Origin of the sequence: Sphingomonas sp. TDK1 (genome assembly GCF_001650735.1) — a bacterium.
In the GTDB taxonomy this organism is placed as follows: domain Bacteria; phylum Pseudomonadota; class Alphaproteobacteria; order Sphingomonadales; family Sphingomonadaceae; genus Sphingomonas.
In genome coordinates, this window is record NZ_LXVY01000020.1 from 41,713 (window position 1) to 63,318 (window position 21,606).

Sequence of the window (21,606 nt, forward strand, 5' to 3'; positions counted from 1 at the left end):
TGTTCCACTTTCAACCCGGCGACTCTATTAGGAAGAGAATGCTCCGCGCATGACTGACGAAATCGACGGAGCGCTCTGCTTGGAGGAGGCTGAGCGGCACGAAGCACTGCAGGGCTTTGGGCTGGCAGACTTGATCGGCAGCGTCGAATTGACGCGCATCACCGATTTCGCATCGGCACTGTGTGCTTCTCCGATGGCGCTGGTGAGCATCGTCGAAGGCGAGCGGCAGTGGTTTCCCGCGCGCACCGGGTTGGATGTCGGCGAGACACCGCGCGAGACCTCGTTCTGCGCGCACGCGATGTTGGGTGCGGAAATCATGGTCGTGCCCGACGCGACGAAGGACCCGAGGTTCGTCGACAATCCGCTGGTGACCGGCGATCCGCATATCCGGTTCTACGCAGGGGCGCCGCTTGTCTCGGAAGACCAGGTCCAGCTCGGCGCGCTGTGCGTCATCGATCGTGCGCCCCGCGCCGGGTTGACCCAGCTGCAGCGCGACGGCCTGACCGTGCTGGCCGCGAACATCATGGCGTTGCTGCATGCCCGGCGCGCGTCGCGCCGCACGGGCCGAGAGTTGGACGAGCAGGAAGCCAAGTTCCGGATTCTGGCGGATGCGATGCCGCAGATGGTCTGGTCGACCCGCCCGGATGGCTTTCACGACTATTACAACGCGCGCTGGTACGAATTCACCGGCGTGCCGGCAGGATCGACCGACGGGGAAGGATGGAACGGCATGTTCCACCCGGAAGATCAGCCAAGAGCCTGGGCTGCATGGCGCCACTCGCTTGCAACCGGCGATCCCTATGAGATCGAATATCGCCTGAGAAATGCAGACGGCGCCTATCGCTGGACGCTGGGCAGAGCGCTGCCGATCCGCGACCGGGATGGCGCGATCACGCGCTGGTTCGGCACCTGCACCGACATCCACGATCAGAAGATGATCCAGGCGCAGCGGGAGATCGTCGCGCATGAGCTGAGTCACCGCATCAAGAACATCTTCGCGGTGATAAGCGGGCTGATCAGCTTCTCCACGCGTCACCACCCCCAGATCAAGCAGACTGCCGACGAGTTGCGCGAGCGTATCCTGGCGCTGGGTCGGGCGCATGACTTCGTGCGGCCGCACAGCGAAGCATCGCGGCCCAGCGCCGTGCAGGACAGCCTGTCCGGAATGCTGGGCGAACTGCTGGACGCCTATGCGGGCCGCATTGTCCTTGTCGGCGACGATGCGACGATCGACGATCGCTCTGCGACGCCGCTCGCGCTTCTGTTTCACGAGCTCGCGACCAACGCGGCGAAATATGGGTCGCTGTCGTCCCTTGAAGGCGATGTGCGGATAGCGATCGTCTCCACCGACACGCATGTCCGGATCGAGTGGCGGGAGCGCGGCGGGCCGCCGGTCAGCGCGCCGATGACCGACGGATTCGGCACCAAGCTGATCGAGCTCAGCGCGATCAAGCAGTTGGGTGGTCGGATCGAACGCGAATGGGCTTCCGATGGTTTGCGGCTGGATCTTGAGCTGCCGGCCGCGGCGCTGCACCGGCAGCAGCGACCATCCTCTAGAGGCTGATCACATCCTGGTGTGTGGCGTCCGGCGTCTCCAGCTGCGCTGCGATCGCCGCCGCTGCTACGATTGCCTCTTCGGAGAAGGGCTTTCGAATATAGCCGATAGCGGTCGGTGCTGGTCGGTCGATCTGGTTCGGATTGGCCGTGACATAGACGATCCGCACCCCGAACCGCTCCGCCAATTCGTGCGCAAGACCAGGGCCGGTCGGTCCGTCGCGCAGGTTGAGGTCGACAAAGGCGACCTCCGCTGCCGCTGCGGCGGATAGCGCCTCGCTCTGATCCGCGGCGATGGCGACGACGGTGTAGCCGGCATCCTGAAGAATCCGCTCGATCTCCATGGCAATGAAGATTTCGTCTTCGACGATGAGTACGGATTTCATGACACGACCTTCATCTGCAGCAAAATGCTGCAACACCGTGGCCGTTCCCTGACAATCGCAGGTCACGCAGCCTCCGGTCCGGGCTGACGCTTCTCCACACGACGAGCATGGCAGCATGCGCTGGCCCAATGTTGCTGCAGGATACTGCCCCGCCATTCCCACTCGGCCACGGGTGCGGGTCGCGTCTAAGGTCGGAACCTATCCCGGTTACGAATATTTCGTTGATTGCGTTTAATGCGAATATCGGATAGCGGATCGGTCCACGGAGAGCCCCATGACCATGCCAGCCTTTGCCGAGGAACTCGGCAGCCGCCTGCCTTCCGCGAGCGAGAAGGCAGCGGCCAATCAGCTTCGTCAGATCCTGGCGTCGCACGCCTCGGGCGATGCAACCCTCAGGGTTCTGGAAGATGACAAGACCTCGACCGAGATCACGCTGACCCCAGGCCTGTCGCGGCTGCTGATGGAGCTGCTGCGGCACGTCGGACGGGGGGACGCGGTGACGCTGGTGCCGGTCAGCCAGATGCTGACCACCCAGCAGGCGGCGGACATTCTGAACGTCTCCCGTCCCTTCTTCATTTCGTTGCTGGAGAAGGGAGAGATCGCGTTCGACACCGTTGGCCGGCATCGTCGGATCAAGGCCGAGGATCTGTTCGCCTACAAGCGCGCGCGCGATGAAAAGCGCGGCAGCGCGCTATCGGCGCTCGCCACGCTGGACGCGGAGTACCTCTAGGGTTGTTCGCCAATCGGTACACCGCGTTTATCGACGCCTGTACATTGGCGGGCACGCTCAAGCGCAATCTGTTGCTGACACTTGCGGAGGCCGAGTTTTTCCGCGTCCGCTGGTCCGAACGGGTGATGGATGAAACCGAGGCGGCGATCGCCAGGATCCTCGGCGGCAAGGGCGTGGCGGATGCCGAGGATTGTGCCGCGCGCGCTCGGTCGAGCATGGAAGCCGCGTTCGAAGATGCGGCCGTGGAAGAGTATGACGTCTTCCTGGGCGCGTGTGTCGGGTTGCCCGATCCGAACGATGCGCATGTCGTCGCCGCGGCGCTGAAGACGCAGGCGGCGACGATCGTCACCGAGAATCTGAAGGACTTCCCCGAGGCAATTCTTGCGGGCCTGAACATGGAGGCCCGGTCGGCGGATCAGTTCATCGCCGACACCATTGCGCTCGATCCGGGCAGAGCCGTGGCGGCCATTCGACGGATGCGCGAGCGGTTCAAGCGTCCGGAGAAAACGGCAGAGGTGTTGCTGCTGGATATGGAAGCCGATGGGCTGACCGAGACCGTCGATGTGCTGCGGGCGCATGTGCTGTCGTTGTGATGGCGAGCATGTCCGGCGGATCGCGCGGCGGTGAGGTGAAACGGTGGGCTCGGAGATCTTTCGATGGGCCGAGGCCGTTTCACCTCATAGGATTGGTGCAGTCGGACGTGTGGGAAGGAATCGTCAGGCTCGCGGGCGGACGGCAGCCTCCTGTGCCTTGAGGTTGTCCAGCCATTGGGAGACCGCGGACTCGCGCCAGCCCATGCAGCGGGTGCTGATCCGGGTGTTCTTGGGGAAAGTGCCGGCTTCCATCTTGCGATAGAGAGTGGAGCGGGTGAGACCGGTCAGTGCCAGGACAGCCTTGATTCGGAGGATGCGGTCTTGGGGTTGGGGTTGCATTGCGATCACCTTGCATCGTGTGAGGGTTGGTGGAGCGCTCCGGGGCAAGATTGAGCCGATTGGCGGGTCTGGAAAAGAGCCTGGTTGGGCTCAGATGGGGCAACCTGGGGACTCCCGGCCCCCCATCGTCGAGCAAGAAACATCTGGGGTTCAAGGCGGGTATGCCAGGGCGTCTCACGCCTTCGGCGTGACCGCGCTCGCACGCCGCTGGTGCGGCGCCGAGTCGGTGTGCCGTCTCGGCCCTTCGGGTTTTGATCGCTGACGTGGGCCGATCCTGCGGATCGGCAGCCGGCGAGTGCCGGCAGCGGAACGCGGGTGCGGGGCGCGCGCTGGCGCACGCCTGCGGCGACACCAGGGCGCGCGTGCTTTTGGTGCCCGCGTAGCACACTTGTTCGGGCGGGGGGCACGGGTGGCGGCTGGCGCACGTGCTGGCGCACGCACACCGCCCGTGCGGCCCGCCCGTTGCAAGGGTGCGGTTCCTGTCCGGGCGCCGGTGGCGCCCGGCAGCGCGGTCGCGCTGACAGGATGGTCGCCGCGCTGAGGCGCGGCGGCGTTGTGCAGCCGGCACGCGGCCAGGGCGGGGGGAGCGTCGCTTCCCTGTAGTCCTGCCGCGGCATGCCGCAAGCCGGGCGGTGCCCGGCTCCTCCACGTTGTTTCGGCCCTTGCGGGTGCAGCCTGCCTCTGACGGCAGGACTGCCGGTTCGCTCCTGCCGCTCCCCCCGCCCTTCCGGCGCCGGTTGCGGTGTTTTGGAAGGAGCAGGACCATGGGTGTTGGACACGAGAACCGGGCGAGCCTCTATGCCGAGGTGACGGGACGGGTGATTGCAGAGCTGGAACAGGGACGGCTGCCCTGGGTGCAGCCTTGGGATGCTGCGGCGTGTGGCTGTGCGATGCCGGCAAACGCGGTGACCGGGCGGCGCTATTCGGGGATCAATGTGCTGATCCTCTGGGCGGCGGTGATCGAGGGGCGCTATGCTTCGCAGCGCTGGCTAACCTTTCGGCAGGCGCAGGCGGTGGGGGGCAGCGTGCGGCGCGGCGAGCGGGGGACGACGATCTGCTATGCGGATCGCTTCACGCCAAAGGACGAAGCCGAGCGGGCACGCGACGAGGACCGGGAAGCGCGGCAGCTGGCGTTTCTCAAGCGGTTCACCGTGTTCAATGTGGACCAGTGCGACGGCCTGCCCGAGCGGTTGGCGGTGACGGGGCCGGGCGAGCCGGTAGCGGAGGCGGACCGCATTCCCGCTGCGCATGCGCTGATGGAAGCTTGCGGCGCGGATATCCGGATCGGCGGCGGTGAAGCCTATTACAGCCCGTCGGGGGACTATGTCGCGGTGCCGCCGCAGCTGGCATTCTACAACCGGATCAACTGGTATCGCACCGTGCTGCACGAGCTTGGGCACTGGACCGGGCACGGCTCCCGCCTCGATCGCGACCAATCCGGCGCATTCGGCAGCGCTTCCTATGCCCGCGAGGAGCTGGTTGCGGAGATGGCTAGCGCGTTCACCTGCGCGTCGCTGGCGATCCGGCCGACGGTTCGGCATGCCGATTATGTCGGCAGCTGGCTGGCGGTGCTGCGAGAGGACGAAAAGGCGATCTTCCGGGCGGCGAGTGCTGCCAGCAAGGCGGCTGATTACCTGCTCGGTTTCACGTCGGATGGGGAGGCGGAGCAATGATGCGCTGGCTTCGGCTGCGGCGGATGCGCCGCGCCTTCCGTGCGCTTTCCGAGCGCGATCGGGCGATCTTCGGATCGGTGCGGTTCGACGATTTGGACTACATCCAAACGGCCAGGCGGCACGGCTGCACGGTGGCCGAGGTGGAACAGACCGTCGCCCGCGTGCTGATCGCGCTCGACCGCGCTGCGCGGGGCAAACGACCATGAGCGATGCGACACCTCGCCCGGTCAAACCGGGCGAGGTGTACGCCGCCGCATCAGCGCGTTAGGATCGATCTATGAGGACCAGCCTCGACCATCTGCCCCCAGCCAAGCAGCGCGAGCTGGAGCGCGTCGTCCAGATCCTGTTCGAGGAGTTTGGCGACACGATCGCCATCGCCACGTCGGACTGGAAGAAGCAGGCGCGCATCCTCAAGGTCATCCTCTACGGCAGCTATGCACGCGGCGGATGGGTCGACGAGCCACATACCGCCAAAGGCTACCAGTCGGACTTCGACCTGCTGGTGATCGTCAACAGTGACAAGCTCACCGATCGGGTGGAGTTTTGGGCGACCGCCGAGGATCGGCTGAACCGCGAGCTGGCGATCACCAAGACGCTGCGCACGCCGGTCAATTTCATCGTGCACACGCTGCAGGAGGTGAACGATGGTCTCGCGCATGGTCGCTACTTCTTCATGGACGTCGCCCGTGACGGCATTGCGCTGTACCAGAGCGATCCTAGCGAACTACACCAGCCCAAGCCGAAGACACCGACGCAGGCGCTGGCCATGGCGCGGGAGTACTTCGACGAGTGGTTCCCCGCAGCCATCAAACGCTTTGAAGCGGCTCGCTTCCTAATCGAGAAAGAATACTCCAAGCAGGCAGCGTTCGACCTGCACCAGACCGCGGAAAGCCTCTACCACTGCGTGTTATTGGTCTGCACCTTCTATACGCCCCATGTGCACAATCTGGCCTTCCTGCGTACCCAGGCTGAACGCATCGATCCGCGCCTGATCGACGCCTGGCCTCGTGACCAGCGTATCGACCGTTCGCGGTTCGAGAAGCTGAAAGAGGCTTATGTGAAGGCACGCTATTCGAAGCACTACCGCATCAGCGTCGAGGAACTGGCGTGGCTGGGCGAACGCGTCGAGGTGCTTGGGCAGGCGGTGCAGGTGATCTGCGAAGAACGTATCGCTGCGCTGGAGCGTGCCGCTGCCGCATGATGGCGCCCGCCGCTGGACAGGTTGATGGCCCGCACCTAGAGGGCACGCCCCTTTTCACACGGAGAACACGTCCATGAACAATGCCGATCTCGCCGACCGCGTTTCCGAAGCGCATGGCCTCACCAAGGCGGATGCACGCAAGCTGGTCGACGGCATTTTCGCCGCCATCACCGAAGCGGCAGCGGCCGGCGAGGAAGTGTCGCTGAACGGCTTCGGCAAGTTCAAGGTCAAGGAAAGCGCCGCGCGCGAGGGCCGTAATCCTTCCACCGGCGCGGCGATTCAGATTGCAGCGTCGAAGAAGCTCGCCTTCACGCCCGCCAAGGCCGTGAAGGACAAGCTCAACGGCTGATGGGAATCGAGGCCGTCCGCGCCTTTCTGGAGGCGCGGGCACCCGACATTCCGATCATCGAACAGGCTTAGAGCACCGCAACGGTGCTCGAAGCTGCCGCCACGCTTGGTGTGCTGCCGGGGCAGATCGGCAAGACGCTCTCGCTGAGCGTCGGCGAAGCGGTGGTGCTGGTCGTAGCAGCCGGTGATTACCGGCTCGACAATCGCAAGGTGAAGGACGCGCTGGGCAGTCGTCCGCGCATGCTTGGCTCCGAGGAAGTCGAGCAGCTGACCGGCCACCCGGTGGGCGGCGTCTGCCCGTTCGGATTGCCGACTCCACTGCCGATCTATTGCGACATTTCACTGCGCAAGTTCGATACCGTCTATCCCGCAGCTGGATCGCGCACCGCATCCGTGCAGATCACGCCCGCGGGGCTCGCGAAACTGGTCGGCGCGACCTGGGCTGATCTCTGCTCGCCGCCGTCATAGTTCTGCGGCGCTGTCGGCGAATGCACGCCGCCCGCGCCGTCGCCAAAGTGTCAGCGCCTGGTCGCGATGTTCGCCCTGCAAAGTTGCCGCGGCTTCAATCATCAGCCCGAACAACACGGCGCGATCATCGTCGGTGAGTTCGACCAGCCCGGCTTTCGCCACCAGGCCGCCCAGCTCGATCAGCTGGCGCGTTCGTTCGCGGCGCTTCACCATCCAGTCTCGCGTATCATTCCGCGCCCGTCGCGCTTCCAGCCGGTGCCGCGCTGTCGTCAGCTGCCGCAGCCGATGCCGCACGCGAACGAGCGCCGCCGCCAGCTTTGCCCTGCCGTTGAAAGAAGGCCGCGCCACGCTGGCGCCAGTCCTCCCGCACGATCATGTCGGACGCGCCGGCAGCGGCGAGCAGCGCGCCCGCCAGCTGGTCGACTGGAAGTGCATCGGCACCGGTCGCGACGACCAGCTCGCCGAGCTGCTGGAGCTTGGCCTGTTTGAGCTCTCGCGCCTTGCTGTCGAGCGCCTTCAGTTCCGAATCAAAGTCCCGTGGCTTGCGCATCGAAACCTCCGTAATTGATGGGTGATGTTCGTTGATTTAGGAACTGCATCGATCAGCGCAAATGTCGTGAAACATCTTGGGATGATCACGTCGCGAGAAAGATGAAATCTTTTGAGGGCGCGCTTATACGTCGTGCCGACGTCGCTTGTTTAGTGTAAATGGATTGCCGCTATGGCGATCTACCATTTCTCGGCCAAGATCATCAGCCGCGCCAGCGGATCTTCGGCGCTGGCCGGTGCCGCCTATCGCTCTGCGTCGCGACTGCACGATCAGCGGCTCGATCGGCATCACGACTTCTCGAACAAGGCCGGCGTCGTGCATTCCGAAGTGCTGCTGCCAGATGGCGCGCCGGAGCACCTCGCCGATCGGGAGAAGCTGTGGAATGCGGTCGAAGCCGTCGAGCTACGCAAGGACGCGCAGCTTGCCCGCGAGATCGAATTCGCGATCCCACGCGAGCTGAACCAGGCCGAGGGCATTCGGCTCGCGCGCGAGTTCGTCCAGGCAGAATTCGTGGACCGCGGCATGGTCGCTGATCTCAATGTCCATTGGGATATTGGTGCGGACGGCGAGGCCAAGCCGCACGCGCATGTCATGCTTGGTCTGCGCGAGGTGGATGCGGACGGGTTCGGTAAAAAGAACCGCGACTGGAATCGTACCGGCCTTCTTGAAACATGGCGCGAGCGCTGGGCCGGTCACGTCAATTCGCGGCTGGCCGAACTGGATATAGATGCACGGGTCGATCACCGGTCGCTGGAAGCACAGGGCATTGAGCTGGAGCCGCAGCACAAGATCGGACCGGCAGCGGCGCGGATGGCCGAACAGGGTCTGTCGTCGGAGCGGCTGGAAGAGCATCACGACATTGCTCGCGCCAATGGCGAGAAGCTGCTCGCCAATCCGGCGCTGGCGCTCGATGCGATCACCTGCACCCAGGCGACCTTCACTACCCGCGACCTGGCGATGTTCGTGCATCGCCATAGCGAAGGCAAAGAGCAGTTCGACCAGGTAATGGCGGCCGTGCGCGCGTCGCCCGAGCTGGTGAAACTTGGCAAGGACGGGCGCGGCGAAGAGCGCTTCACCAGCCACGACATGGTCGAAACCGAAGCGCGGCTGGAACGCGCGACGGTGAAGCTCGACGCTAGCCGCCGGCACGGTATGGACGAGCAGCATCGCAAGCTCGCCTTGGCGCGCGCAGAGATGCGTGGACTGGTGCTGTCGAGCGAACAGCGCAGCGCCTTTGATCATGTCACCAGCGGCAAGGATCTGGGCGTGGTCGTCGGCTATGCCGGTACCGGAAAATCGGCGATGCTCGGCGTCGCGCGCGAAGCATGTGAGATCGCCGGCTATCAGGTGCAGGGGCTGGCGCTGTCCGGCATTGCTGCCGAGAATCTGGAAAGCGGCTCGGGCATTGCGTCGCGTACGATCGCGAGCATGGAGCATCAATGGGAGCGGGGGCGGGAGTTGCTCACCGACCGGTCGATCCTCATCATCGACGAGGCTGGGATGATCGGCACGCGTCAGATGGAGCGGGTAATCGCCGAAGCCGAGAAGCGCCACGCCAAGGTGGTGCTGGTCGGCGATCCCGAGCAGCTGCAGGCGATCGAAGCGGGGGCGGCGTTCCGTTCGGTTGCCGAGCGGCACGGCGCCATCGAGATCACCGACATTCGCCGGCAGCGCGACGACTGGCAGCGGCGGGCAACACGCCAGCTCGCAACCGGGCGCACCGCCGAGGCGCTGGAGGCCTATGCGCAAGCCGACATGGTTGTCGACTCGGAGACGCGAGTTGAGGCGCGAACGGCACTCATCGCGCGCTGGGATCGCGAGCGGATCGCCGATCCGCAGGCATCGCGCATGATTCTCACCCACACCAACCAGGAATGCGATGAACTGAATGCACTTGCCCGGGATGTGATGAGGCGCAGTGGGGCATTAGATACTGAAATTGCTGTCGGAACCACGCGAGGAGAACGCTTGTTCGGAGCTGGCGACAGGGTCATGTTCCTGCGCAACGAACGCAGCCTGGGTGTGAAGAATGGCAGTCTCGGCACCATCGAACAGATCGATCACGCCCGCATGGCCGTGCGGCTCGACGATGGCCGGCAGGTCGCCTTCGATCACAAGAATTATGGCGACGTCACCCATGGCTATGCCGCTACGATCCACAAGGCGCAGGGTGTCACCGTCGACCGCGTCCATGTGCTGGCGACGCCGGGGCTCGACCGGCACGCTGCCTATGTCGCGCTGTCGCGGCACCGCGATGCGGTGCACCTTCATTATGGCCGAGATGACTTCGCCGACCAGGGCAAACTGGCCCGCACGCTCTCCCGCGACCGGCCCAAGGACAATGCCCTCGACTATGATGCCGCTGCCGAGCGCTTCGCCGCACGTCGCGGCGTCGAACGGTCGCGCATTCTCGATACGCTCGCCAAGGAGCCACTCGCCGAACCGGAACGCAGCGCGCCTGCACCAGCACAGCGCCGCGGCATGTTCGACGGCTTGCGGCTTTCCATACCCGAGCCGGAACGGGCACCAACCAAGCTGCGCTTCGAGGGGCTCAAGCTCTCGGTGCCGGCGGCTGCGCCTGAGACATCCGCGACCCAGAAGCTGGAGCGGGCGGTCGAAGGCTATGCACGTGCCGTGCAGGATGCAAGCCGTATGACCGGGCAGGGCCGTTCGCCGCTCGAAGTTCAGAAGGCGGCGATTGCCCGCAGCGCCGAAGCGGTCAACGCGCTGCATCCCCACGGCGCCCACGATCTCGATATGGCGTTCGAACGAACGCCGGGACTGGTTAGCGAAGCGGCCAATGGCCGTACCGCCAACGCCATTCGCCACATGCAGCTGGAGGCCGAGGTGCGCGCCAATCCGGAGCTGCGCGCTGACCGGTTCGTGCAGGCCTGGCAGCAGCTGCAGGCGCGGCGGGGCAAGCTGAGCGGATGGGAGAATGAAGAGAAGCGCGCCGGTGTCGAAAACGCCATGCGCTCGATGGCGAAGGGGCTGGAGAAAGACCCGGCGCTAGGCGCCACGCTCAGTCGCAGAGGCAGTCAGCTGTTCGGGCGGCAATGGTCGCCGGAATGGGCACCGGGCAGCCGTGACGGCGGTGTCGGCCGCGCGCTCGGCGACGATGCCCGTACCCGCTCGATCATTCGTCAGCTCACCTTCTCGATCGATCGCGATCGCGATCGGGGTCTTGGGATAGGAATGTAGCCATGGGTATCCACGAACCTCCCGTAGAAGCGGACCAGACGGTCCAGGCGTTCAACGACATGTCGCGCAAGCTGGCCGGGCTGACTGCTGCGGTTGATGGCTTCGCGGCCCGGCAGCAGGAATTGCATGCGCGCGACTATGGACCGGACTTGGAGAAGATCCGCGACGGCTATAGAATGGGTAGGCTGCGCATGGCGGCGCGGGATAAATCATGTCAGCCCAACACGCCATAACCGCCGCTATCGACCAACTTGGGCCGTTCGCCAGTCGGGCCTCCAACGGCAGTCGCTGCTAAAAGCTGACACTCGGTCGGCGTCAAACCGTCTGGCAGCAACGCGCCCCAAATCTGGATCGTTCAGCTCGAGGGTAGCTGATCCCGGCTCGGTGATCTGGGCCACCGCGTCACGCTTGAACTCATCGCTGAAATTAGCCTTCCCCATCGTCGTCTCCTGTCCTCAAAATTAGGATCGAAGCCGTCCAGCAATCTAGGGGCTACTCATTCTGCAAAAATCGGTTCCAAGTGTCGAACACAAACGCCTCCCTCTTGGCACCTAGCTTGTTGTATTCGGCTAAGACTTTCCTGAAGACCTCAACGGCATCAGGATCGTCGGTCATGAACGCACAAATGCCCACGGCGATCTCGAACATCGCAGGATCGTCACCTGCGCTCGCGTCTATCTTTCGGTAAGCTTCATCCAACTTCGCCTTGAGGGTTTTTGTCGATCCATGGCCCGGGTGAGCAATACCGTTCCGCAAATCCTCGAAGGCTTTCAGGACCGCATTGAGCTTGTCTGCGTCTGCCGGGTCTTTCTTCCACAGTGCAGCGAGCAGCCGAGCCTTGAGAGCAAAACTGAGTTGCGGCCCCTTGCTGAATATCTTCTCCGGGAAAGGCATCAGCCTTTTGAGAACTACGTCGAGTTCCGATTCCACCGCTGCATGAAGCGTAAGGATTTCCGGCGCGGCAGTGTCTTGTCGTCCTGCTGCATCCTTGATGCGAAGAATGCCTTCAACGCCGTTATACTCTGCCCCTGCCATGCCTTCTCCCAGAATCTATGTCACGGCGGGATCGCAAAACGCAGGGGCAGCAGCAAGTGGGTACTTGGTAACCCTGCGCGGCGAGTGTGATGTCATGTTTTGGCAGCACCTGCCGTTCTACAGGTTGCCGGGCAACGGTCGCTGTGACCCAAAACGCGCCGGCAGCTGTCGACCAAAATACGCCGTTCCGCCCTGGGGCTCGGCATGTCGGCTCACGCCGAAAGCTGCCGCTGGAGCTGAAGCGAAATCGGTCGGATGGGCAGGCTCGGAAAAGCCTTGACCCGCATAGGCACCTCCGGAATAGGCACCCCACGGCAATGGATTTCTGCCGGGCTTCGGCCGAACCGCCCTCGCAAGGGTCGATGATTCCTACTTGGCGCCGCAAGGCAGCAAGGAGGAATCGTGCGCGCAACGTTCAACACTTTCGTCCATAATCTCGACCTGGCGTACTTCCTGCGGACCCGACACGACCATGCGATGTCGGCGCTGCGCTGGGTCGCCATCCTCGTCCCGATGGCCGCCGCGGTCGGGTCGCTCTGCGCAGCCTTTCTCTGGAGCCTCGACGCTGCGACGAAGCTGCGCTTCGCCTATCCCTGGCTGCTGATGCTGCTTCCGATCGGAGGCTTTGCGATCGGCCTGCTCTACCACGCGATGGGCCGCAGCGTCGAAGGCGGCAACAACCTTATCGTCGAGCAGATCCACGAGCCCGGCGGCGGCGTGCCGCTGCGCATGGCGCCGCTGATCTTCATCGGCACGGTCGCGACGCATCTGTTCGGCGGCTCGGCAGGGCGCGAAGGCACGGCTGTCCAACTCGGCGGAAGCCTGGCGAGCGCGTTCGGCCGGCTGTGCCGACTCGACGCATCCAGCACGCGCATCCTGCTCATGGCCGGCATCGCCGCGGGGTTCGGCGCGGTGTTCGGAACCCCGCTTGCCGGAGCCGTCTTCGCGCTAGAGGTGCTTGCGATCGGGCGCGTCCAATATGGCGCGCTCGTCCCCTGCCTGATCGCGGGTGTGGCCGGCGACTGGACCTGCCAGCTTTGGGGCATCCACCACACGCCCTACCGGATCGACTATCTCGCAGAGTCGGTCGGGCCGGTCGCGGTCCAGCTCCTGCTGCTCGTCGAGGCAGCCGTGGCAGGCATCGCCTTCGGTCTGGTCGGGCTGCTCTTCGCCGAAGCCAACCACATGCTGGGCGACCGCGTGAAGAAGCTGGTGGCCTATCCGCCCCTCCGGCCCTTGCTGGGTGGCGTCGCCGTGATCGCGCTCGTCTATCTGTTCGGCACCCGCGACTATCTTGGGCTCGGCGTCTGGTCGCCCGATCCCCATGCCGCGACCATCGCCGGGTTCTTCGCGCCGGGCACTGATTACTGGAGCTGGGCGCTCAAGCTGCTCTTCACGGTCGTGACGCTGAGCTTCGGCTTCAAGGGTGGGGAAGTGACGCCCCTGTTCTTCATCGGCGCTGCCCTGGGCCACACCCTGGGGGCACTGTTCGGCGCGCCGATCGGCCTTTTCGCTGCATTGGGCTTTATCGCGGTGTTCGCCGGTGCGGCCAACACGCCGCTCGCCTGCACGATCATGGGGATCGAGCTCTTCGGCGCGACACACGCAGTCTATTTCGCGACTGCCTGCTTCGTCGCCTATCTCTGCTCGGGCCATAGCGGCATCTATCTCTCCCAGCGCCTCGCGGTCCCCAAGACCCCGGCGCACGACCTGCTTCCCGAGACGACGCTGCGCGGCATCCGCGCCGCGCGCTCGCCGCTGTTGCGGCGACCGCCATCCCGATCAGACGAGGATCGGCGCGGCCGATTGGAATGATCTGGATCGAGTACTCGATTGGAAAGGCCGAGCTTGCGCATAGAGCGCCCCCGCTGCGGTATCGCATCATTCGCAGCTTGCGAGGAGCGCAGATGACAAGATTTTTCAGATGTTTGGTGCCTGCTTCGGCGATGGTGGTCCTGGCGGCATGCACTTCCGCCCCCGTCACAGAGGCCGCTCAGCAGGCTAAAGTAGCGGAGGTCCAGCGTGCCCCGATCGCTGGCGTGCCGCAGCGCGCCGTGGACAAGCCTGCGATCACGTTGGTCCTCTTTTCCGATTACGCCTGCCGCCATTGCCGGCAGCTGCACGGCGTCCTAGCGCGCGCCATCGCGGCGAACCCCGACCTCCGCATCGTCTATCGCGACTGGCCGATCCTGGGTGCGCAGTCGCGCAAGGCCGCACGCTATGCGATCGCCAGTGCGTTTCAGGGCCGGCACGCCGAATTCGATACCGCGTTGATGAACCGCGAGGGTCCGCTTGACGATGCGGCTCTACGGGCTGCCGTGGCGCGGGCTGGGCTTGACCCGGAACGGCTCGATCGCGACCTTGCGCAACATCGCACGCGCATCGACGCCATCCTGGCCGACAATGACCGGCTTGCGCGATCCTTGGGACTGCAAGGCACCCCCGGCATGGTGGTCGGCGACTATCTGATCCCGGGCGGTGTCGACGAGGAGACGATGCGCGCGATCCTGGAAGTCGTGCGGAAGCGCCAGACGCCGTCACCGGCATAGTGGCACTTCCGCACGACGCTCGCGCTATTGCCCTTGCTGCACCTGCACGACCGCACCGGGCTTGTCGGGCTCGCCCGCCACGATGACGAGGTAGCGGCGCGGGGCCGCGGAGTCCGGGGCGACGATCTGGCGCAGCGGCCCGATCGCGTTGACGATCGCGCCGCCGGCGGGGTTCGTCATGAACTTGGCGAGCGGCTCGATCGGTCCCGACCCATCGGCGCGATCCGACAGGCCGAGCACGAACGGCATCTTGGGCGGCAGGCCGGCGACTACGGCCTGGAGAATCTGGACCTGTCCCTGGTCGAACAGGGTTACCTGCGACTGGCCGGTCCCGCCGAGCATCAGCTGCATCTTCTCGCCGGCCTTGGCGAGCGGCTGGAGGTTGGCCATCCCGTCGCCGCTCGGCACTGCGCCGGGCACATAGGCGACGCCCTGCGGTCCCTGACCGATCGGGATGGTGGCGATCACGCGATTGCTTGCGGTGTCGATGACCGCAACGCCGTCGCCATTCTCCAGTCCGACATAGATGCGGCTGCCGTCGCCCGACGGCCATAGACCGTGCGGCAGGGTGCCCACCGCGATGCTATCGACCTGCGCGAAATTATCGGTGCGGAACACCTTCACGCGGTTTTCGGTCCCGATCGTGACATAGGCGAACTGGCCCTTGGGCGTGCGCACCAGATTGACGTGATTGGTGATCGCGCCGGTGGGGATTGTCTTCAGCACGGCAAAGGGCGGTCGGGCGTCGAACACCATAACCTTGCCGACATCCTTCAATGTCAGCCAGACCTGCTTGCCGTCGGGCGAGGCGGCGATGTCGGGGCAGAACGGGCTTTCCTGCTTCACCCGGCCGACGATCTTCTTCGACGCGGTGTCGATGACAACGGTCTCGGGCGTGAAGCTCGAGCAGACATAGCCATAGCGGCCATCGGGCGAGAAGATCGTCATGCCGGGGCCGTTCGGCACGGTGATCCGGCCGGTCTCCTCATAGGTTCGACCGTCGAGGACCGCGATATAGTCCTCGCCGCGCACGCTGACCCAGACTTCGCGCCCATCGGGACGGAAGAACGCCTCGTGCGGGGAACGGCCGACATAGGTCGTGTGCTTCACGGTGTTGGTCGCGGTGTCGATGAAACTCACCGAGTTCGAACCGATCGAGATGACCGCGAGCGTCCGGTGGTCCGGCGAGAAGCCCATGCCATGGACGAGCAACTGCCCGCGATAGAGTGGGCTGAGATTGGCAGGCGTCGGATCGCCGAGCCGGATCACGCCGAGAAGCTTGTTCGTGGAAGGGTCGATGACCGAGACGGTGTTCGAGAACTGGTCCGAGGTATAGAAGCGATCCTGCGCACTGACGGGCCGGTCAGCGCCGGCGAAGGGCACCTGCTGTGCCGCGGCCGGTGTCGCGATCGCGAGCGCGATCAGGCTGATATTCTTCATTGCTTTGCTCCGTGCGCACTGTGCGTTTCGGGCGGGCCGCCCTTTTCTGCGAGGACCGCCTGCATCACTGCGATCTCCTGCCGCTGCTCGACGATGATGCCCTGGGCAAGCCGGCGAAGCCGCTCGTCCTTGCCATATTTCAACTCGGCTTCGGCCATTTCGACGGCACCCTGATGGTGCGGGATCATCATCGCTGCGAAGTCCCGGTCGGGATCGCCGCTGGGCTTGATCATCATCGCCGTGTGCATCCGGGCCATGGCGGCTTCCATGGTCTCCGCAAAGCCATCGACCTGCGCGGCTGCGGCATAGCTTCCACCGAAGAGGAGGACGCCCGCTGTGATGGGCCAGCGCTTCTTCATGTAGATCCTCTATCGATGAGAGTTGGACGAGGAGGTTTCCCGATGTCCTCGCGTGAGGGAAGCGCGGAGATCGAACAGTCGATGTGGGTTCTCAAGGATATGCCTCAGTCGCCATCGAAATTCTCCAACGAGCGGGCCGTACAGCCCGATGACGCCCAAAGATGATCGCACGCCTTTACCCGGTCCAACCGATCCTTCCTGTCATTGCGATATGAAGCCGCGATCGATCAGCGGCCCAACGCCCGAGGAAAGGTTGGCGATCCTTGGGACGCCGCGATTTGCGCCCCTCGAAGCTTGGCGAGCGCGACTGGCGGAGGGTGGGAGGCGCGTCCCCCATGTCGATCCGCTCGACGGCGGCGTTGATGCGCGCCTCTTGCTGTTGCTGGAAACGCCGGGTCCCGGTGACGCGCCGATCCGCTTCGTTTCCCGGGACAATCCCAGCGGCACCGGGCGCAACCTCTCTCGGTTCCTGGCCGAAGCGGGAATCGTCCGGCAGGACACTCTCTTGTGGAACGCGGTGCCGCGGATCGTGCATGCCCCCGGCGCGAGAAACCGAGCGCTAACCCGCGCCGAAATCCGCGAGGGTGCCGAGACCATTCCGGCGCTGATCGCGTTGCTACCGAGGCTGGCGGTCGTCGTTCTGGCAGGCCGCGTCGCGGCGCAGGCGCGACAGACGATAGCGGACGCGAGATCCAGCATCACGATTGTCGAAATCCCCCATCCAAGCCCCGCAAATGTCTGCACCAGCCCGGATGTCGCGCGGCGCATTGGCGACTTACTGGCGCAGGCCGCGACGATCCTTCGCACTCAATCAATCTGATGTTGCGATTGGATCGAACATACCAAACTGTTGGATAGATTGATTGCCACGGTCTATCTCTGGTTCTCAGGAGGCCGAGATGACCCTCGAACAATTACGAATCTTTGTCGGCGTGGCCGAGCGCGAGCATGTGACCCGCGCCGCGGAAGCGCTGAACGTCACCCAGTCCGCCGCTTCCGGCGCGATCGCGGCGCTGGAGGCACGCCACGGCGTGCCGCTCTTCCACCGCGTGGGGCGCGGCATCGAGCTGACCGAAGCCGGCCGGATGTTCCTCGACGAAGCCCGCGCTGTACTTGGCCAGGCGGCGCACGCCGAACTGGTGCTGTCCGAATATGGCGGGCTGCAGCGCGGCACGCTCCGGCTCGTTGCCAGCCAGACCATCGCCAGCTACTGGCTGCCGCCCCGGCTGGCCGCTTTCCATGTCCGTCACCCGCAGATCGCGGTCGAGCTAGCCATCGACAATAGCGAGGGCGCTGCCCGGCGCGTGCTCGATGGCGCGGCGGAGCTGGGTTTTGTCGAGGGCATGATCGACGAGCCCGCGCTGGCGCATTGGGTGGTCGGCACCGATCCAATGGTGCTCGTCGGCCATGCGGATGCCGGCCATGTCGACGAGGACTGGCTGCGCCGGGCCAACTGGATCGTGCGCGAGCAGGGTTCGGGCACGCGCTCCACCTTCGAGGATGTGCTGCGCATGCGCGGGTTCGATCCCGGCGGGCTCAACGTCACGATGACGCTGCCGTCGAACGAAGCCGTCCGCACCGCGGTCGAGGCCGGCGCGGGCGTCGCGGTCCTTTCGCGGCTGGTGGTCGCGCGCGCGCTCAAGGCCGGCGATTTGGTCGAGCTCCCGCTCGGCTTGCCCGACCGCCCGTTTCACGCGTTGCGCCACAAGGAGCGCTACCGCACCCGCGCCGCCGATGCGCTTACCGACCTTATCAAGGAGCAGGCGAAATGAACGCCGACCCGCAAACCGTTCTTCAGGGCCTGAAGCCGCTGAGCCGCCTCGATCACCCGCGCGAGATGATCCGCCAGTTCACGCCCAATTGGTTCGCCGCGACGATGGGCACGGGTATCCTCGCGCTGGCGTTGCCGCAGATCCCCGGCTGGGGTGTCATGCTTCGGCCGGTCGGCGAGGTGCTGTGGTTGTTCAACATCGGCCTGTTCGCCCTGTTCGCCGGCCTCTACGGCGCGCGCTGGATCCTGTTCGGGCAGGAGGCCCGGCGGATCTTCGGGCACAATACCGTGTCGATGTTCATCGGCACGATCCCGATGGGGCTGGCGACGATCATCAATGGCTGCCTCGCCTTCGGTATCGGCCGCTTCGGCCAGGGCATCGTCGGTGTCGCCGAGCTGCTGTGGTGGGTCGACGTGGCGATGGCGCTGAGCTGCGGCGTGGTCATTCCCTATCTAATGTTCACCCGGCACGAGCATTCCCTGGACCAGATGACGGCAGTTTGGCTGCTACCTATCGTCGCCGCGGAGGTGGCGGGTGCCAGCGGCGGGCTGCTGGCACCGCATCTGGCCGGCGCGCAGGCGCAGTTCACGGTCCTCGTCACTTCCTATGTGCTCTGGGCCTATTCGGTGCCCGTCGCCTTCGGCATCCTTGCGATCCTGATCCTGCGCATGGCGCTGCACAAGCTGCCGCACGAAAGCATGGCAGCGTCGAGCTGGCTGGCGCTCGGCCCCATCGGTACCGGCGCGCTCGGCATGCTCGTCCTGGGCGGCGATGCGCCGGCAATCCTCGCGGCCAACGGACTGGCGGCGCTCGGGCCCGTGGCGCAGGGCATCGGCACCATCGCCGGGCTGCTGCTCTGGGGTTTCGGCCTGTGGTGGCTCGCTCTCGCGACCCTGATCACCATCCGCTACTGGCGCGCCGGCATTCCGTTCAACTTGGGCTGGTGGGGCTATACCTTCCCGCTCGGGGTTTACACGGTCGCGACCTTCCGGCTGGGCACGACGCTGGGACTGGGGTTCTTCGGGATTTACGGGACCATACTGACCATCGCCCTTGCCGCGATGTGGCTGGTCGTCGGGGCAAAGACGCTGGCCGGGGCTTGGCGCGGGCATCTGTTCGTATCGCCCTGCATCGCCCAGCCGAATTGATCCGCATTGGCGATCGGAACGGTTTGTCCGATCGCTTGCCGAACCGCCCCGCAATCCGCCAGCCTGTAACGCGACAGGGAGAGTGATGATGGATACGCTAGACGCCGCACTTGCCGGCGAGACCAGCCGCCGCCGGCTTCTCGGCCGCACCGCGCTTGGCACGCTCGGCCTGGCGGCGGCCCCGGCGTTGGCGGAGACGCTGACCGACCTGCATCTGCCCGGCGGCAACGGCACCCGGCCGATGACCAGTGCCTTTCCCGGCAAGGGCAGCATGATCCTGCAGCGCGTCCACCCGCCGCTGCTGGAGACGCCGATGGAGGTGTTCGAGCGCGACGTGTTCACGCCGAACGACCAGTTCTTCGTGCGCTGGCACTGGGCGGATATCCCGACCTCGATCGACGTCGACAGCTTCCGCCTCAACGTTTTCGGCCATGTCGAGAAGCCGCTGTCGATCAGCCTCAACGCGTTGCTGCGGCTGCCGCGGGTCGAGCTGGCCGCGGTCAACCAATGCTCGGGCAATTCGCGGGGTCTGTTCCAGCCGCGCGTCCCCGGCGCGCAGTGGGGCAATGGCGCGATGGGCAACGCCAAGTGGCTCGGGGTACGGCTGCGCGACATCCTCGATCTGGCGGGCGTCAAGGCCGGCGCGGTGCAGGTCCGCTTCGGCGCGCTCGACCAGCCGGTGGTCGCGGGAGCGCCCGATTTCGAGAAGGCGCTCGACATCGACCATGCCCGCGATGGCGAGGTGATGGTCGCCTTCGGAATGAATGGCGAGCAGTTGCCGCTGCTCAACGGCTTTCCCTGCCGGCTGATCGTGCCCGGCTGGTATTCGACCTATTGGGTCAAGATGCTGAACTCGATCGAGGTGCTGCCCGGACCCGACGACCAATATTGGATGGCTAAGGCCTACAAGATTCCGGCAACGCCGGGCGCCAATGTCGCGCCGGGAACCAAGGACTTCCCGGCCGTGCCGATCAACCGGATGATCCCGCGCAGCTGGATGACCAGCCTGCCCGATGGGCAGGCGATCGCCTGGGAGCCGACGATCGAGGTCGGCGGGATCGCGATGGGCGGCGACTGCGGCGTCGCCCGGGTCGATGTCTCGCCCGATGGCGGGCGGCACTGGTACGCGAGCCGGCTCGGGCCCGACCAGGGAGCGTATAGCTTCCGCCGCTGGGACAGCCGAGTGCCGCTGGCGCGGGGCTCGAATGCGATCATGGCGCGGTGCGTGAACACCCGCGGCGTTGCCCAGCCGCTGCAGCCGATCTGGAACCCCGGCGGCTTCATGCGCGGCAATATCGAAACCACCACGATCATCGCCGGCTGAGGAGGCGCGCCATGAAATTTCCCTCGATCGGCGTGATCGTCGTCGGCATGTTTGCGATATTCGTCCTCGCGCTGGTGGCGATCGGGCCACCCACCGAGCGGCCTGCGCCCAGGACCGTCGCCGAACATTCGCCTCCACCCCCGCCGTCCAGCGTGTCGGCGGGTGGGTTCACGCTGGTTTCGTCCTCGATCGATATGCCGATCGACGACCAGCAATATCCCGATGGCCCCAACGCCGACATCATCAATGCTAGCTGCACCTCGTGCCATTCGGCGAGCATGGCGATGACTCAGCCGGCACTGGCGCCGGACCAGTGGAAAGGCATCGTCACCAAGATGCGCGATGTCTACAAGGCGCCGGTTGCGGAGAAGGACATGCCGGCAATCGTGTCCTATCTGTCCGCCATGCCCGGCCAGCAACCGGCGTCGGCGGTTAAGGGCAGTTCGCGTAAGCAGGCGCCCGAGTCTTCGGGCGCTACCGGCTGACCGCAGACTGTCCATTGGATTTAACGAGGAAAAGCATGACCACGGAAATGGGACGGCCGACCACTGCCGAAGATCTGGGCACAGGCGGGCTCCAACTCCGCATGGTCGCGGGACCGGCCGCATTCGTCGTCGACGAACCCGTGGAGCTCGGCGGACTGGACTTGGGCCCGACGCCCCACGAGCTGGTCCAGGCGGCGCTGGCTTCATGCACGCTCCAGACGATCCGGATGTATGCAAAGCGCAAAGGCTGGGCGCTCGGCGCGGTTCGGGCAAAAGTCGTTCTCACGCGGGATGCGACGCGCAATCCGCCCGATCATTTCGTCCGCGCGATCACTTTCCCTGCCGACCTTCCGGGCGACCGACGCGCCCGTCTGCTCGAAATAGCGGAGATATGCCCGATCCATCGGATGCTTACGCGCGGTGCGACCGTGGAGACGAACGCGACCTGACC

At 65.1% G+C, this 21,606-nt stretch carries 24 protein-coding genes, 1 pseudogene and 1 riboswitch; of the genes and pseudogenes, 18 read left to right on the plus strand and 7 right to left on the minus strand.

Features of this window, described 5'->3' with window-relative positions:
* The first annotated feature begins 49 nt into the window (after positions 1–49).
* Complete coding sequence (locus A7X12_RS11985; RefSeq protein ID WP_064311867.1) at positions 50–1,564, plus strand: PAS domain-containing protein; 1,515 nt, start codon at positions 50–52, stop codon at positions 1,562–1,564.
* Here A7X12_RS11985 and A7X12_RS11990 read toward each other — a convergent pair.
* Positions 1,554–1,940: a response regulator gene (locus A7X12_RS11990; protein WP_064311868.1), complete on the minus strand. Its 387-nt coding sequence runs from the start codon at positions 1,938–1,940 to the stop codon at positions 1,554–1,556. The two genes, A7X12_RS11985 and A7X12_RS11990, sit on opposite strands and share 11 nt — an antisense overlap.
* A gap of 274 nt (positions 1,941–2,214) precedes the next feature.
* Here A7X12_RS11990 and A7X12_RS11995 point away from each other — a divergent pair, with 274 nt between their 5' ends.
* A complete protein-coding gene (locus A7X12_RS11995; RefSeq protein WP_064311869.1) occupies positions 2,215–2,670 on the plus strand; it encodes an excisionase family DNA-binding protein in 456 nt (151 codons plus the stop codon).
* A gap of 2 nt (positions 2,671–2,672) precedes the next feature.
* Positions 2,673–3,263, plus strand: coding sequence for a PIN domain-containing protein (locus A7X12_RS12000; protein WP_064311870.1), 591 nt, complete (start codon positions 2,673–2,675; stop codon positions 3,261–3,263).
* Positions 3,264–3,386: 123 nt separating this feature from the next.
* On the opposite strand, the gene A7X12_RS12005 is transcribed toward A7X12_RS12000, so the two are convergent.
* Positions 3,387–3,602: a helix-turn-helix transcriptional regulator gene (locus A7X12_RS12005; protein WP_064311871.1), complete on the minus strand. Its 216-nt coding sequence runs from the start codon at positions 3,600–3,602 to the stop codon at positions 3,387–3,389.
* Between the two features lie 764 nt (positions 3,603–4,366).
* On the opposite strand from A7X12_RS12005, the gene A7X12_RS12010 reads away from it, so the two are divergent.
* The 5 genes and pseudogenes from A7X12_RS12010 to A7X12_RS12030 all read left to right on the plus strand — a co-directional run bounded on the left by A7X12_RS12010 (position 4,367) and on the right by A7X12_RS12030 (position 7,292).
* Positions 4,367–5,275, plus strand: coding sequence for an ArdC family protein (locus tag A7X12_RS12010; protein ID WP_064311872.1), 909 nt, complete (start codon positions 4,367–4,369; stop codon positions 5,273–5,275).
* The gene (locus tag A7X12_RS12015) at positions 5,272–5,481 is read left to right on the plus strand and encodes a sigma factor-like helix-turn-helix DNA-binding protein (protein ID WP_064311873.1); all 210 of its coding nucleotides are present in this window, start codon (positions 5,272–5,274) and stop codon (positions 5,479–5,481) included. Before A7X12_RS12010 ends, A7X12_RS12015 begins: the two co-directional genes overlap by 4 nt.
* 71 nt (positions 5,482–5,552) lie before the next feature.
* Positions 5,553–6,476: a HEPN domain-containing protein gene (locus A7X12_RS12020; RefSeq protein ID WP_064311874.1), complete on the plus strand. Its 924-nt coding sequence runs from the start codon at positions 5,553–5,555 to the stop codon at positions 6,474–6,476.
* A gap of 73 nt (positions 6,477–6,549) precedes the next feature.
* Positions 6,550–6,825, plus strand: a complete 276-nt coding sequence (locus A7X12_RS12025) for an HU family DNA-binding protein (protein WP_064311875.1) — start codon at positions 6,550–6,552, stop codon at positions 6,823–6,825.
* Positions 6,825–7,292, plus strand: a pseudogene (locus A7X12_RS12030) (YbaK/EbsC family protein). The gene A7X12_RS12025 and the pseudogene A7X12_RS12030 overlap by 1 nt, the downstream one beginning before the upstream one ends.
* Here A7X12_RS12030 and A7X12_RS12035 read toward each other — a convergent pair.
* Together A7X12_RS12035 and traD are read right to left on the minus strand one after the other, a co-directional pair.
* A complete protein-coding gene (locus tag A7X12_RS12035) occupies positions 7,287–7,505 on the minus strand; it encodes a conjugal transfer protein TraD (protein WP_232318486.1) in 219 nt (72 codons plus the stop codon). The pseudogene A7X12_RS12030 and the gene A7X12_RS12035 sit on opposite strands and share 6 nt — an antisense overlap.
* 13 nt (positions 7,506–7,518) lie before the next feature.
* Positions 7,519–7,842 (minus strand): conjugal transfer protein TraD, encoded by a 324-nt coding sequence (gene traD / locus A7X12_RS12040; protein WP_064311876.1) that lies wholly within the window; start codon positions 7,840–7,842, stop codon positions 7,519–7,521.
* Positions 7,843–8,013: 171 nt separating this feature from the next.
* On the opposite strand from traD, the gene traA reads away from it, so the two are divergent.
* Positions 8,014–11,043 (plus strand): Ti-type conjugative transfer relaxase TraA, encoded by a 3,030-nt coding sequence (gene traA / locus A7X12_RS12045; protein WP_064311877.1) that lies wholly within the window; start codon positions 8,014–8,016, stop codon positions 11,041–11,043.
* Between the two features lie 2 nt (positions 11,044–11,045).
* Positions 11,046–11,276 carry a hypothetical protein gene (locus A7X12_RS12050; protein WP_064311878.1) on the plus strand — a complete coding sequence of 77 codons (231 nt, stop codon included), beginning with the start codon at positions 11,046–11,048 and terminating at the stop codon, positions 11,274–11,276.
* A 259-nt stretch (positions 11,277–11,535) separates the two neighbouring features.
* Here the strand turns inward: A7X12_RS12050 and A7X12_RS12055 are convergent, their stop codons facing one another.
* On the minus strand, positions 11,536–12,078 hold the full coding sequence (locus tag A7X12_RS12055; protein ID WP_064311879.1) for a hypothetical protein: 543 nt from the start codon (positions 12,076–12,078) through the stop codon (positions 11,536–11,538).
* A 304-nt stretch (positions 12,079–12,382) separates the two neighbouring features.
* A riboswitch (Fluoride riboswitch) is annotated at positions 12,383–12,457 on the plus strand.
* A gap of 23 nt (positions 12,458–12,480) precedes the next feature.
* Here A7X12_RS12055 and A7X12_RS12060 point away from each other — a divergent pair.
* Positions 12,481–13,893, plus strand: coding sequence for a voltage-gated chloride channel family protein (locus tag A7X12_RS12060; protein ID WP_064311880.1), 1,413 nt, complete (start codon positions 12,481–12,483; stop codon positions 13,891–13,893).
* Positions 13,890–14,627: a DsbA family protein gene (locus A7X12_RS12065; protein ID WP_084445391.1), complete on the plus strand. Its 738-nt coding sequence runs from the start codon at positions 13,890–13,892 to the stop codon at positions 14,625–14,627. Before A7X12_RS12060 ends, A7X12_RS12065 begins: the two co-directional genes overlap by 4 nt.
* A gap of 24 nt (positions 14,628–14,651) precedes the next feature.
* Here the strand turns inward: A7X12_RS12065 and A7X12_RS12070 are convergent, their stop codons facing one another.
* Positions 14,652–16,067 (minus strand): YncE family protein, encoded by a 1,416-nt coding sequence (locus tag A7X12_RS12070; protein WP_064311881.1) that lies wholly within the window; start codon positions 16,065–16,067, stop codon positions 14,652–14,654.
* On the minus strand, positions 16,064–16,426 hold the full coding sequence (gene copM, locus A7X12_RS12075) for a CopM family metallochaperone (RefSeq protein WP_084445393.1): 363 nt from the start codon (positions 16,424–16,426) through the stop codon (positions 16,064–16,066). The genes A7X12_RS12070 and copM overlap by 4 nt, the downstream gene beginning before the upstream one ends.
* A 373-nt stretch (positions 16,427–16,799) precedes the next feature.
* Between copM and A7X12_RS12080 the strand changes: the two genes are divergently transcribed.
* The 6 genes from A7X12_RS12080 (at position 16,800) to A7X12_RS12105 (ending at position 21,604) form a co-directional block, all read left to right on the plus strand.
* Positions 16,800–17,246: a uracil-DNA glycosylase gene (locus tag A7X12_RS12080; protein ID WP_232318487.1), complete on the plus strand. Its 447-nt coding sequence runs from the start codon at positions 16,800–16,802 to the stop codon at positions 17,244–17,246.
* Between the two features lie 79 nt (positions 17,247–17,325).
* Positions 17,326–18,198, plus strand: coding sequence for a LysR family transcriptional regulator (locus tag A7X12_RS12085; protein WP_064311883.1), 873 nt, complete (start codon positions 17,326–17,328; stop codon positions 18,196–18,198).
* A complete protein-coding gene (locus A7X12_RS12090) occupies positions 18,195–19,346 on the plus strand; it encodes a TDT family transporter (protein WP_064311884.1) in 1,152 nt (383 codons plus the stop codon). Before A7X12_RS12085 ends, A7X12_RS12090 begins: the two co-directional genes overlap by 4 nt.
* A gap of 88 nt (positions 19,347–19,434) precedes the next feature.
* Positions 19,435–20,670, plus strand: a complete 1,236-nt coding sequence (locus A7X12_RS12095) for a molybdopterin-dependent oxidoreductase (RefSeq protein ID WP_064311925.1) — start codon at positions 19,435–19,437, stop codon at positions 20,668–20,670.
* An 11-nt stretch (positions 20,671–20,681) separates the two neighbouring features.
* Positions 20,682–21,155 carry a hypothetical protein gene (locus tag A7X12_RS12100; RefSeq protein WP_064311885.1) on the plus strand — a complete coding sequence of 158 codons (474 nt, stop codon included), beginning with the start codon at positions 20,682–20,684 and terminating at the stop codon, positions 21,153–21,155.
* 35 nt (positions 21,156–21,190) lie between these two features.
* The gene (locus A7X12_RS12105; protein WP_064311886.1) at positions 21,191–21,604 is read left to right on the plus strand and encodes an OsmC family protein; all 414 of its coding nucleotides are present in this window, start codon (positions 21,191–21,193) and stop codon (positions 21,602–21,604) included.
* The last annotated feature ends 2 nt before the right edge of the window (positions 21,605–21,606 follow it).